Here is a 12872-nt window from a genome sequence, read left to right as displayed (position 1 = left end):
TGCCATTGTAGTATCACCTAAAAGGTTCAGGACAAGTCAACCATTTTTAAACACGCAGGGATCAGATCGAATCAGAATGCTTTAAGAAGAGGGGATTTACGGGTGACCAGTTTAAATCAAACGAAACGAAATTTTATTTTAGCCGGCATATTGCTGTCGACTTTTTTAGCCGCGATTGAAGGCACGGTCGTTGGGCCGGCAGGTCCTGCGATCATCGGCAGCTTTGGGAGTGTCAGCCTGATGAGCTGGATTTTCACCTCCTATTTGCTCACGATGGCCGTGACTACTCCGATTTTTGGCAAAATCAGTGATTTATATGGGCGGAAGCCTGTATTCTTGTATGGTTCCATACTGTTTCTTCTTGGGTCAATGATGTGCGGATTTTCTCAAAATATGACTCAGCTCATTGTATTCAGGGCAATACAGGGGATTGGTGCAGGTGCAGTAATTCCAGTAACCTTTACGATTATTGGAGATATTTATAAATTGGAGGAACGCGGCAAGGTTCAGGGTATGCTTAGTTCCGTGTGGGGAATATCTTCATTGGTAGGGCCGCTGCTCGGCGGATATTTCGTAGATCAATTATCCTGGCGCTGGATCTTTGGATTTAATGTGCCGTTTGGCCTTGTTTCCATCTGGCTGATCTACCGTTACCTCCATGAGAAGAGAGAGCCGCGCCGCGTGAGCATCGATTTCGCCGGGGCCGGATTATTTACGGTCGGTATGACACTGCTGCTGTTTGCATTAGCAGCCGGAGGACAAGCTTATTCTTGGACTTCACCACTGATGGTAAGCATTCTTACCGCGTCTATCATTCTGTTAGCTGCCTTCATTTTTGCGGAAGCGAAGGCGAAGGAACCGATGGTGCCCCTCAAGCTTTTCCGCATCCGGGATATATCGGTGTCCACGATTGCGAATCTGTTGGTCAGCGCACTGCTGATTGGACTGACTACGTATCTGCCGCTTTGGATTCAAGGTGTAAGAGGCGGGAACGCAACACTATCCGGCTTGACACTCGCACCGATGTCCATCGGCTGGTTGTTTGGGTCGGTTGCGAGCGGAAGGTTGATTATGAAGACAGGCTCGCGCAAGACGGCGCTGCTCGGTGTTATAGGGCTGGCAGCCGGTGCTGCAGGGCTTGCCTTCACACATGAAGGGACTCCGCTTGTGCTGCTTCTGGTCTATACTTTTGTGTACGGCCTGGGCTTTGGTTATATATCGACTTTATTCTCCATCATCGCCCAGTCCTCAGTCAATTATGAATTGCGCGGAGCTTCCACAGCACTGAATACATTCATTCGCAGCCTGGGGCAGACCGTGGGTGTAGCGGTGTTCGGAACCTGGCTTAACAGCGGGATAGCAAGACGAATCGCAGCTGAGCCTGCCGGATCGGAAATCAGCAGCGATGATATTAACAAGCTGCTTTCACCGCATGGTGAAGTAAATCTGCCAGCAGAGTCCGGCGGACTGCTGAAGCAGGTGCTGGAGAGCAGCCTCAATTCCTTGTTTATATTGATGGCAGTCATAGCGCTGATATGCTTTGTGATTGTTGCAAGGTTTAACAATCGCCCGCCGATGCCTGAAGATGAGGCCTTGAAAGTACGTAATTCAATTTCAGAAGCATAGAGAATAGGCCGGTCCATACCACTTCTGCCAAGAGGGTACGGATCGGCCTATTTATATCTGCTTTGCTTCATACTGCAACCGAGGGTCTTGGAGTCCGCAGGACAGAATCCGGCAAGAGTCAATTTCCTCGATGTGAATTGTGCATTTTTTCACTTTCGCATTAACGGCGAAAGCTTTTCAGCCTGCTTGCCAAGTCTTTTCAGAAGATGGATCATCTGATCTTTCTCCTCCTCCGACAATCCGCTGAGGGCAAAGTGAATCCGTTCCGCATATTGCGGGTAATGCTCATTCATCAGTGCTTCTCCTTCAGGAGTAAGCTCAGCATAAATCACTCTCCGGTCCTTTGGACACGGTCTGCGTAGGAGGTATCCCTTGCTTTCAAGTTTGTCGATAACATACGTAACATTACCGCTCTGCAGCAGCAGTTTGGCACCAATTTGTTGAATGGGTTGAGGCCCTTTGTAATATAGAACTTCCATAACTGCAAAAGCTGTAGGATTAAATCCTTCGATCTTGCTTCCAGCTATAGCATGTTCACTTACGCTCTTAAATGATTTGGCAAAAACCCGATATAGGTGCAATGACAACTGTGTATCGCGTTCATGTGACAAAATCATGCTTCTTCCCGCCTTTTTGGTCATGCCATAGATTTTCAGACTACTTGAGTATAGGTTACTCTAATTTTGATAGTAGAAACATGTGATTTATCACAATTAGACTCTTTTTTAGTATTTAAAAATAAAAAGGACTTGCTTTATTTTTTTCCAGTAACGTAACGAACCTCCCTTCTCTGCGTATTGAATAGAAATGTTTTCATGATAATGAGTAGATTATATAAAAATGACAGGAGGAAATTCGGTGATGGAATACAGCACAACTCCTCGTTCGTTAGTACTGGAGGTAGCTATTAAAGAAGCCGGTTATGAACCGGGCAAGCCGCGTATTCACGATGTTCATTTTCACGTTGCTGAAGGGGAGCTTCTCGGTCTCATTGGTCCGAACGGAGCCGGCAAAAGCACAACCATCAAAACCGTCATGGGGCTGCTTAAGGACGCTAAGTCCACTGTGAAAATCGCGGGTGATCCGCCAAGATATGCTTACGTACCGGAGCAGCCGATGTTTTATGATCATCTTACACTTTGGGAGCATCTCGATCTGGCGGCGGCAGCGTTTGGTATGGAGGATAAGCGTTTCAAGGAACAGGCAGATCTCCTGCTTCAGAAGTTCGGCATGGAGCAGGTACGTGATCATCTGCCCGGCGGCTTCTCGAAGGGAATGAAGCAAAAGATGATGCTTATGATCGGGTTCTTATCCGAGCCGGATGTATATATTGTGGACGAGCCGTTTATCGGTTTAGACCCGCGGGCAACGAAGGATTTCCTGACACTCCTGGATCAGGAGCGGCAGCGGGGGGCCGGAATATTAATGTCTACGCATGTGTTGGACACCGCTGAGAAAATCTGTGATTCCTTCGTGCTCATTTCCGGCGGCCGTGTAGCTGCCCAAGGAAGTTTAGCAGATATCCGCAGCTCCGCCGGGCTGCCGGATGCATCACTCTTCGATTGCTTTGATGCTCTGACATGAGAGGCCGAATACATAATCCGGGTCAGCTTTTTAGACGGCGGCTGTTTAGCTACTGGAAACATCAATTTTCGGTCTTGAAATCGGTGGCTGATTGGACGGTTATGCTGTATATTATTATCCCATTTCTCCTGATTGGCGGGGGAATGTACAGGGATATGTGGACCAGAGCCCTTCCGGCGTGGGTCGATTGGCTGCCGCCTCAAGCTGCCGCTGTTCTTTTATTAATGATGTTCTCGGGCAGGATCCTGTTATTTATAGAAGAAGGAGATGTTCTTTTTCTTAGACAGCACCCCCGCTGGATGAGAGGTGTGATGGGGAGAGGGATCGCTTACAGCATAATCGGTACATCCCTAAGGGGAATTCTGTTTTTGCTGCTCGCCCTTCCCTTTATGTACAGGGGATTTCAACTTAATGCCTGGACCATAACGGCTTGGATGCTGTTCGCCTCCGGAACTGCATGGTGCACCAATCTTCTGCTGCATCACATACGGGTTACACGCTCAGGATTCCGCAGATGGATATTTGCCTTAATCATTCGAGCTGCGTCACTGTTCTTGTATCTGCTCATGATTCAGGTACTCACCAATAAACCGGCGGCTGTGGCTGCCGTATGGTTGACTATGTTCGTTGTCCTTTTTGTACTTATTCGGGTTCGACTTTCCATGAAGGGCAGCTTTATGGCCGATGTGAGGGAAGATGCGCAGATAAAGATGTGGCTTACAGATAAGCTGCTTGTTCAAGCAGTCGGTAAGCCGCCCCGTACAAGGAGCAGGATATGGATATTCCGAAAGTCCCGGCGGATCTATCGTTCAAGCAGCCCGGAGAAGCGATTTGCCGGAGCAGGGGTTAAATCCTTTCTTCGGGACCCTGAACAAATAATGCTCTATATACAGTTTTCTGGCGCTGCTGTTCTGGCCGTACTGCTTCCGCCCCTGATCATTAAGCTGATTGCGTTCACTGCTCTCATGTTTCTGCTGGCTTATCTGCTGTACCTGCGCTGGAACAGTTTTGCAGAAGACGAGTTCGCCTTCGTGCTTCCATTTACGGAAGTGCAGCAAAAAAATGCCGGAATCCTGGCCGTTCGAACCTTAATGATACCTCCGGCGTTTATCCTCTCACTTGCTGTAAGCTTGTCATTATGGTCAGGCTGGATGGGTGCAGCGGCTGCGCTCGTGCTGACATTCGCGAGTGTCAGATTGGTTCCGGTGTTTTTCTCATGGCCGACTCAACGGAAAAATTAACGGTAAAACAAACGAAACGCGCCTGCTTCCCATCCATAATAGGAAGTCAGGCGCGTTTTTTATTTACGGATCGACAGGGACATCAGTTCCGAAACAAGGAGGCAGCTTCGGCTGCATGCTTGCCGGCCGTGTATCCGGTTGAGAAAGCAGCTGTAATATTGTAGCCTCCTGTATAACCGTGGATATCCAGAACTTCACCGCAAAAGAAAAGTCCCTGCATCAATTTGGATTCCATCGTTTTAGGCTGAATTTCTTTCAGGTTCACTCCGCCCCCGGTTACGAAAGCTTCTTTTAAAGAACGTGTTCCGCAGGCACGGAAGAGGAATTTCTTTAAGGTTGAGGCAAATGCATTAACGGACGTTTTGGATATGCCGCTGCAGACCGTATCACCATCAAGATCAGCTGTGGAGAGCAGAAGAGGGATCATCCTTTCGGGAATCCATCCTTTAATTGCATTCTTAACGGCTTTTTTAGGCTCCTGCTCCAGTCGTTCTTTAAAGGCGGACTCCACTTGGCCAAGGGAGAGATCAGGAAACAGGTCGATGGCCATGTCCACATTCACCGTATCAAACTTGCGCTGAACCTGCCTGATAAACTGGCTGCACCGCAGAGCGATTGGACCGGAAACACCGAAGTGAGTAAAGAGCATATCTCCCCTGTGAGCAATAACTCTTTTGCCTTTCGGATTCCAGACCGATAACTCGACATCTCTAAGAGATAATCCCTGCAGCTCTTTGGAGGCAATCCAGGGTTCAGTAGATACAATAGGCACCTCTGTTGGGTACAGCTCGGTTATCGTATGGCCTGCTGCTACTGCCCAAGGGTATCCATCTCCCGTTGATCCGGTCTGTGGAACGGATTGACCGCCTGTTGCGATAATAACACAATGGGATTTATATGTTTTTCCGGATTTCAGTTCTACACCGGCAGCTTGTCCGTCCTGATAAAGAATACGCTCTACCGGACTATTCGTCTTAATATCTGTGCCCAGCTCTTTAACCTTGCTTACAAGAGCGTTGACTACGCTTGATGCTTTATCAGAGACCGGGAACATTCGTCCGTTGTCTTCTTCTTTCAAAGGGATTCCGAGCCCTTCGAAAAAGGTCATAATATCCCGATTATTCCAGTGCTGAAATGCACTATATAAAAAACGGCCGTTTCCCGGTATATGTTCAATGAGTGCATCGGTATCTTTGGCATTGGTTACATTGCACCGGCCGCCGCCGGAAATCCCCAGCTTGCGTCCAAGCTTGTCTCCCTTATCAATCAGCAGAACAGAAGCACCCCGCTCGCCGGCGGCTACACAAGCCATAAGTCCGGAAGGTCCTCCACCTATAACAATAACATCATAATGTGACATGTTTACTCATAGCTCCTTTGGGGAATTCACGCATTCGACTTCTATTATAAACACATTTTGGTCATATCCCAACTTATCCGGAAGAACGAAAGCTGCAAGGAATCAATTCGATCTGTCTGCTTCCAAGTATTGTAATCAAATGTCGCCTGTGATTTAATCAAAATTATCAATAAATAGTGGTCTAAGAGGTGGTATAACGCTGTGTTAAATGCATTTAAAGACGTATTTCTGCAGATTATGCTGTCCGGAATATTCACCTTTCAGATTCCGCTGCTCTTTAGTAAGCCGCATAGTGATAGGGAAGATCATCAAAGCCTTGTTATCATGACGAGTGCGGTCAGTATTCTGCTGTGCTTCGGCTTATCGACCTCATTATTTGAAGTGATTCCAATTGACATGGGGATACTGCCGTTGTTTGCAGGAATTTTATATGGTACAAGAGCGTCAGGTTTACTGTTGTCACTTCTTTACATAGGTTGTCATGTATTTATTAATGAATTTTCCTTATCAGGAATCTTTCTTCAGACAGGACTCCCATTGTATCCGCTTATGTTCTTTCTATCTCATCGATTTAAACACAGCAGCGTGATGGAGAAAATCGGATGCCTATGGTTAGGACTTATTCCAGCATTAATTATTATCCTAGCCTCATCCTTGTTCGAGGGTAAGGTCATCGATTCTGTGAGTCATACCGAGATGATCGTGATAACGCTGCTGTATGTTCTTCTGTACATTTTTAATGGAGTGCTTCTTATTTATTTTATTGAAAAGACGCATCGGCGATTGTTCCCTGAACTTTTTCAGGATAACAGTTCTGAAAACAACGTATTGAAGCAGCTTTTGGAAGTAATCCCTCTAGGAATGTCTGTAATAGATCGCAGGGGAACCATTATTATGATGAATGAGCATTTGGCCTCATATTATAAGCAATCCTATCCTCACTTTGCCAGTGGGCATCTGATTGGTCGAACGTTTTATGAGGCTTTTAAAGGAACAGGAATTCCGGAAGTTTTGAACCAGCTTATCACTCAGGCGCTTAGAGGTACCCAATCCGGCTTTGAAGTGATTCGGGAAGGAACAATGACCTTTCTGGCTGGAACCTTTCCCTTAGTTAATCCGCGAACTCAGCATATTGATGGTGTTGTGACCATCGTCCAGGATATTACGGAGAAAGAGAATCTTAAGAGTGAGCTTATTAACTTTGATCGCTTAAGTATGGTCGGACAGATGGCTGCCAGCATTACGCATGAGATCCGCAATCCTATGGCTGTAATCCGTGGTTTTCTTCAACTCATGAAAGAGAAGAGTCCGGATACGCTGGATCATTATTACCGGATTGTAATGGATGAATTAGACCGGGCTAACGGAATAATTAGTGATTTCTTGTCTTTAGCGCAGAACAGGATTGTGGAAAAAGAGCGATGTCATATCCATGACATCATCCATGAGCTAGGGCCGCTTCTATGGGCAGATGCCAATCTCCGGGGTCAAAGCATTGACTTGAGACTCGACAGCTATGTTCCGCGCATGGACTTGAACTCTAATGAAATTAAGCAGCTTATTCTGAACTTGTGCCGTAACGCGATGGAGGCAATGGATGATAAGGGAGTTCTGACCATAGAAACCCGCAGGGTTGATGATGTGGTGGAGCTTTGCGTAAGTGATACAGGGCCCGGGATTCCAAAAGAGAAGCTGGATCGTTTGTTTGAGCCTTTTTTTACGACGAAGAGCAAGGGAACAGGCCTTGGGCTTGCCCTATGTATGAGCATTGTACAGCGACATCAGGGGGAGATTTCAGTCCAATCAGAAGAGGGAGTCGGCACTACGTTTACCATTTCATTTCCGGGGTTACGCAGGGATAAAGATCCTTTACCGAAGCCATAATAAGGTGAGAATTCTGGTAAAGGAGGCGATAGTATGAGCAAGAATGATTCCAAACAGCAGGATCAGCAAAAGCAGGGGAACAAGCAGCGACAGAATGAACCGATTCATGACAAAAAGCTCGATGGTATCAACCATCCTTCCACTTAGAAACGAATTATCAGATATTCAGCAGGGCGGAATTCCTTAAGGAATCCGCCCTCCTTTGTCTTGCTTTCATTCTAAGGGATTGTATAATATAAAATAGCAAAAGCTGTTATTATATTTAACAAGCTGTTTATATAAGGAGTGAGAGCAGAAGTGGGTATGTCTTTTGATCGATATATGCGTGATATGGTTCAACCGATGAGGGATGAACTGACAAGTCTGAGAATTCAGGAATTGAAAACACCAGAAGAGGTAGAGGAACATCTGCCGACAGCGAAGGGAACAGCACTTGTTGTTATTAATTCGGTCTGTGGATGTGCAGCTGGTCAAGCTCGTCCTGGAGTAGCCCATGCGCTGCAGCATGAAGTAACACCGGATCATTTGTTTACGGTATTTGCCGGACAGGATAAGGAAGCCACAGCGAAAGCTCGTGAGTATTTTGCGCCATATCCGCCGTCATCCCCTTCAATCGCCCTGATGAAGGATGGAGAACTGGTTCATTTTATCGAACGGCATCAAGTAGAGAATCGGTCTGCTGAAGAAATTGCCACGGATCTTACTGAGGCATTTGACCGTTACTGCCGTTAAGTTCGCTCGTAATCCATTAGGCCCCGGAGCATTCGGCATTTTCCGAAGCCTCGGGGCCTTTGCTGCATCCTACTGTTCATTATGAAAGGAGTCCTGAAACATGAGCTTACAAGAACAAATCATTGCCGAATTGGGTGTGAAACCGTCCATAAATGTAGAACAGGAAGTAAGGAAACGGGTCGACTTTTTGAAATCGTACGTGAAGGATTCCGGTACTTCCGGCTTGTTAATTGCTATCAGCGGTGGACTGGACAGTGCTGTAGCGGCTGGCTTGTGCAAACGGGCTACCGACGAGTTGACTGAGGAGCTTGGGAAAGAGTACAAGACGCTTGGAGTGTTTCAGCCTTACGGAACACAATCGGATATCGAGCACAGCTATGAAACAGCGAAGGCGTTCGATCTGAAATATACAGTGGAAACAAATATTGAAGATGCAGTTAATGAGATTGCGCTGGAGGTAGAGCACGGATTAAAAAATATCGGTGTACACCAGCACATTAGCATCCCCGGTAAAGGGAATGTAAAGGCCAGAACACGGATGGTCATTCAGTATGCTTTGGCGTTTGAACAGAAGCTGCTTGTTGTAGGTACGGACCATGCTTCAGAAGCAATTACAGGCTTCTATACCAAATGGGGTGATGGAGCAGTGGACATTACGCCGCTTAGCACACTGAACAAACGCCAGGTTCGTCAGCTTGGCTCCTACCTGGGTGTACCGCAGTCCATTCTGGATAAGGCTCCTACAGCAGGCCTTTGGGAAGGACAGACGGACGAGAAGGAACTCGGTATCAGCTATGAAGATAACAGTGATTACCTGGAAGGAAAAGAAATTGACCCTCAGGTTCGCGAGAAGCTGGAGAACTATTACCGTAGATCAGCGCATAAACGTAACATGATCCCTGGAATCTGATTGATTTCATCATGTTCGCTCCGGAATTAATTGTTCCGGGGCTTTTTTTTGTGCAAGCTGATAAGATAAATATAGGTTGGCTCTCGCACATACTTTCATCGGCTGATACAATAAGTAAGTATGCATGCGTATTGAGCGGATTGGTTGATAGCAGAAGGGAGCGCTGAGAGTGATTTACGGGATCGGACATGACGTGCTTGAAATCAAGCGCGTTGCTTTGTTATTAGAAGGGCCACATGGGCAGAAGTTCATGGATCGTGTGCTCACCAGAGCAGAGCTTGTTTTAGCTGGAAACAAGGGCGCAAGACGGCTTGAGTTCGTTGCCGGGCGCTTTGCCGCCAAAGAGGCTGTAAGCAAAGCCTTTGGCTGCGGGATCGGAGGCATGATCGGTTTCTGGGACATTGAAATCCTTCCGGACAACCGGGGGAAGCCGGTAGTTACATTATCGCAATCAGCGTGGAGCCGTTTAGGGATCAACGAACCAGAACAATATGTCGTGCATCTGACGATTTCTCATCAGACAGAGCTGGCTTCGGCTTTTTCGGTAGTTGAGAAGCTATAGGTATAAGTCTGGAGTAAGGGGCATTAAAAAGGAGATTATATCATTATGAACAATATAGAGCAGCAGCGTTATTTCAGCCGGGAGCTGCTGGATTGGTATGGGCGCAGCAAGCGGGATTTGCCATGGAGACGCCATCGTAATCCGTATTATATCTGGATATCAGAAATCATGCTGCAGCAGACACGGGTGGATACGGTGATTCCCTATTTTAACCGTTTTATTGAGAAGTTCCCTACAGTAGAGGCGCTGGCTGATGCACCGGAGGATGAAGTGCTTAAATGCTGGGAAGGGCTTGGTTATTATTCACGGGCCCGTAATCTCCAGCATGCTGCCCGGCAGGTAAAAGAGCAGTACGGCGGAATCATGCCGAGCGGCAAGGAGGAAGTATTCGGGCTGAAGGGCGTAGGTCCCTATACAGCCGGAGCGATCCGCAGCATTGCCTTTAATATCCCTGCTCCGGCAGTGGATGGGAATGTTATGCGCGTGCTGTCCCGTTACTTCTTGATTGAAGAGGATATTATGAAGGGCAGTACCCGGGCTCATATGGAGGATCTGGTTGTCCGGTTAATCCCGGAAGGAAGGGCTTCTGATTTCAATCAAGGGCTTATGGAGCTGGGCGCACTTGTATGTACGCCTAAATCACCGAAGTGTCTTACTTGCCCGGTAATGGAGCATTGTGCAGCGCGTCTGGAAGGAAAAGAAGAATCCCTTCCAATTAAAACTAAGGCTAAGCCCCCCCGTCCCGAATACCGGGTGGCTGCTCTGGTGGAAGGGACAGGCGAATATAACGGCAAGGTGCTTATCCGGAAGCGGCCTTCAACAGGCTTACTAGCAGGCATGTGGGAGCTGCCCCACATATCACTCTCTCAAGGTAAAGAGACAGCCCCGATTTCCCTGCCTGATGAAGCTGCAATGGACAGGCTTGCCGGAGAATTGAAGACGGAAGGCATCCCAATCAGGCCGGTTGGTCATTTGATGGATGCTGAACATACATTCAGCCATATTCACTGGAATATGCGGGTATTTCGCTGTCAGTGGCGGGATATTAGCGCAGGCAGCCTTCAGGCGGCTGAAAGTGCCGCTGCCTACGCTGCGGTTTACAAGGATACCGTAGAGGGAAACATTGACGTTGAAGCCGGGACTGCGAACAGCTCAGAGCCTCAGTATCGCTGGATCAGCCAGAGCGATATGGCTTTTTATGCATTTCCGAATGTATTCCTTCGAATACTGAATCAATATTTTACATCCGAATAGAAGACAAAAAGAAGCCCTCGGGATGGGATATCCTGAGGGCTCTTCTTTAATATATGAGCGAAATTATTTCGCGTTTTCGTAACGCTTGCCAACTTCTTCCCAGTTTACAACATTCCAGAAAGCTGCGATGTAATCAGGGCGTTTGTTTTGATATTTCAGGTAGTAAGCATGCTCCCAAACGTCCAGACCGAGGAGAGGAGTTTGACCTTCCATGATCGGGCTGTCTTGGTTAGGCGTGCTGGTTATAGCGAGTTTGCCGTCTTTCAGCACGAGCCATGCCCAGCCGCTGCCGAAGCGGGTAGTAGCTGCTTTAGTGAAATCTTCTTTGAACTTGTCGAAGCCGCCAAGCTCGCTGTCAATCGCTTCTGCCAGAGCGCCAGTAGGAGCACCGCCGCCATTTGGTCCGATAACTTCCCAGAAGAGGGAGTGGTTAGCGTGTCCGCCGCCGTTGTTGCGAACAGCAGTACGGATGCTTTCTGGAACAGCGTCAAGGTTGCCGATCAGCTCTTCCAGGGATTTGTTTTGCAGTTCAGGAGCGTTTTCAAGCGCTGCATTCAAATTGGTAACATAAGTGTTATGGTGACGGTCATGGTGAATCTCCATCGTCATTGCGTCGATGTGAGGCTCGAGTGCGTTGTTTGCGTATGGAAGCGGTGGTAATTGAAATGCCATAATGATAGTACCTCCTGTAAATTTTTATTTTATGAATAAGGGCTGCCTGATGGAAGCCTTTATCATCTGTAAAGATAATATGTAAACCACTTACTCTTCATATATTAAACCTTTCCTAGGGATTAAATCAACTTTTATGTTTGAAAAGTCTTTATCCTTTGTAAAGCTATTCCAGTTATAATGATTGGATGTTGTTAATTGGCACTTGTGAAGTTCTTTTCTACCCGAAGTTAACAGTCTCAACACTTGTTTTTAACAAATAGTTGGAAGAGTAACCATAGCCCAAAATGTAATCGTTTTATATAAAGCGCTTACATAAGAAAACTCGTGAATTCCGGAGGAAAATGTGGTTTAATGGACAAGAAAGCAGGATTTTCGCTATTTTTGTAGTAATTATAATTGTTAGGTTTGCATCAACGGAATACGAATATTGTAAGCCGCGTAAACCGCATCATGCTAACGAAAAGGGAGATTTTGAGATGCATGTTCGTTCCTTTCAGTTGAGTGACTGTAACCAAGTAACTGAGCTATTACAGATTGCTTTGTCGGAAGAATGCTACGAAAACACGATTGAACCTTTCTCAAGACAGCTGGCCTGGGACTCTGACTTGATTATGGTGGCAGAAGAGGATGGTCAAATTGTCGGTGCCTTAATTGGGACTATTGAACGGAATCACGGATGCTATTACCGTATTGCAATCCATCCGGATTACCGCAGACAAGGTATTGGAAAGGCATTGATCGGAGCGATGGAGCAGCGGTTTCAATCCCGCAAGGTCAGTCGGATTCTTGTTGCCGGAGATGAACATAATGCTGCTGCGATGCCGCTTTATGAAGCGATGGGATATGGTGCTAACAGAATCCTTACATCATTCCAGAAGCTGAGTATTGTCGCACAGCCGTAGTGTTTAGAACAGATTAAACTTGGTTCAGGACATATTCCATATATGCGCTTTGAACCGGGAAACGACATTTATTCTTATATGAGGCATATCTTTCGACCGTTGCAAATGGGAGAAAGATATGCTTTTCTATTAATGTACCATT

12 protein-coding genes are annotated in these 12872 nt (G+C 46.8%); 9 read left to right on the top strand and 3 right to left on the bottom strand.

Annotated elements, in window-relative coordinates:
- Nucleotides 1-102 precede the first annotated feature (102 nt).
- The gene (locus tag BN1234_RS21205; protein ID WP_054958629.1) at nucleotides 103-1626 is read left to right on the top strand and encodes an MDR family MFS transporter; all 1524 of its coding nucleotides are present in this window, start codon (nucleotides 103-105) and stop codon (nucleotides 1624-1626) included.
- Between the two features lie 149 nt (nucleotides 1627-1775).
- On the opposite strand, the gene BN1234_RS21200 is transcribed toward BN1234_RS21205, so the two are convergent.
- Nucleotides 1776-2243, bottom strand: a complete 468-nt coding sequence (locus tag BN1234_RS21200) for a MarR family winged helix-turn-helix transcriptional regulator (RefSeq protein ID WP_054958628.1) — start codon at nucleotides 2241-2243, stop codon at nucleotides 1776-1778.
- Between the two features lie 244 nt (nucleotides 2244-2487).
- On the opposite strand from BN1234_RS21200, the gene BN1234_RS21195 reads away from it, so the two are divergent.
- Entirely contained in the window at nucleotides 2488-3210 is a 723-nt protein-coding gene (locus BN1234_RS21195; protein WP_054958627.1) for an ABC transporter ATP-binding protein, read from the top strand.
- Entirely contained in the window at nucleotides 3207-4451 is a 1245-nt protein-coding gene (locus BN1234_RS21190) for an ABC transporter permease (RefSeq protein WP_054958626.1), read from the top strand. Before BN1234_RS21195 ends, BN1234_RS21190 begins: the two co-directional genes overlap by 4 nt.
- A gap of 82 nt (nucleotides 4452-4533) precedes the next feature.
- On the opposite strand, the gene BN1234_RS21185 is transcribed toward BN1234_RS21190, so the two are convergent.
- On the bottom strand, nucleotides 4534-5811 hold the full coding sequence (locus BN1234_RS21185) for a BaiN/RdsA family NAD(P)/FAD-dependent oxidoreductase (RefSeq protein WP_054958625.1): 1278 nt from the start codon (nucleotides 5809-5811) through the stop codon (nucleotides 4534-4536).
- A gap of 201 nt (nucleotides 5812-6012) precedes the next feature.
- Between BN1234_RS21185 and BN1234_RS21180 the strand changes: the two genes are divergently transcribed.
- The 5 genes from BN1234_RS21180 to mutY all read left to right on the top strand — a co-directional run bounded on the left by BN1234_RS21180 (nucleotide 6013) and on the right by mutY (nucleotide 11153).
- Nucleotides 6013-7695, top strand: coding sequence for a two-component system sensor histidine kinase NtrB (locus BN1234_RS21180; protein ID WP_054958624.1), 1683 nt, complete (start codon nucleotides 6013-6015; stop codon nucleotides 7693-7695).
- Nucleotides 7696-7992: 297 nt separating this feature from the next.
- Entirely contained in the window at nucleotides 7993-8427 is a 435-nt protein-coding gene (locus BN1234_RS21175; RefSeq protein ID WP_054958623.1) for a BrxA/BrxB family bacilliredoxin, read from the top strand.
- 100 nt (nucleotides 8428-8527) lie between these two features.
- Nucleotides 8528-9337, top strand: coding sequence for an NAD(+) synthase (nadE, locus tag BN1234_RS21170; RefSeq protein ID WP_054958622.1), 810 nt, complete (start codon nucleotides 8528-8530; stop codon nucleotides 9335-9337).
- A 169-nt stretch (nucleotides 9338-9506) separates the two neighbouring features.
- Complete coding sequence (acpS, locus tag BN1234_RS21165) at nucleotides 9507-9899, top strand: holo-ACP synthase (RefSeq protein WP_054958621.1); 393 nt, start codon at nucleotides 9507-9509, stop codon at nucleotides 9897-9899.
- A gap of 45 nt (nucleotides 9900-9944) precedes the next feature.
- Entirely contained in the window at nucleotides 9945-11153 is a 1209-nt protein-coding gene (mutY, locus tag BN1234_RS21160) for an A/G-specific adenine glycosylase (protein WP_054958620.1), read from the top strand.
- Nucleotides 11154-11216: 63 nt separating this feature from the next.
- Here the strand turns inward: mutY and BN1234_RS21155 are convergent, their stop codons facing one another.
- Nucleotides 11217-11825: a superoxide dismutase gene (locus BN1234_RS21155; protein WP_054958619.1), complete on the bottom strand. Its 609-nt coding sequence runs from the start codon at nucleotides 11823-11825 to the stop codon at nucleotides 11217-11219.
- Between the two features lie 479 nt (nucleotides 11826-12304).
- Here BN1234_RS21155 and BN1234_RS21150 point away from each other — a divergent pair, with 479 nt between their 5' ends.
- Nucleotides 12305-12730, top strand: coding sequence for a GNAT family N-acetyltransferase (locus tag BN1234_RS21150; protein WP_054958650.1), 426 nt, complete (start codon nucleotides 12305-12307; stop codon nucleotides 12728-12730).
- The last annotated feature ends 142 nt before the right edge of the window (nucleotides 12731-12872 follow it).

The sequence above is a fragment of the Paenibacillus dakarensis genome, assembly GCF_001373415.1.
Taxonomy (GTDB): domain Bacteria; phylum Bacillota; class Bacilli; order Paenibacillales; family Paenibacillaceae; genus Paenibacillus_AQ; species Paenibacillus_AQ dakarensis.
The sequence above is the reverse complement of the archived record's forward strand: the minus strand, read 5'-3'. Positions and strand labels throughout refer to the sequence as shown.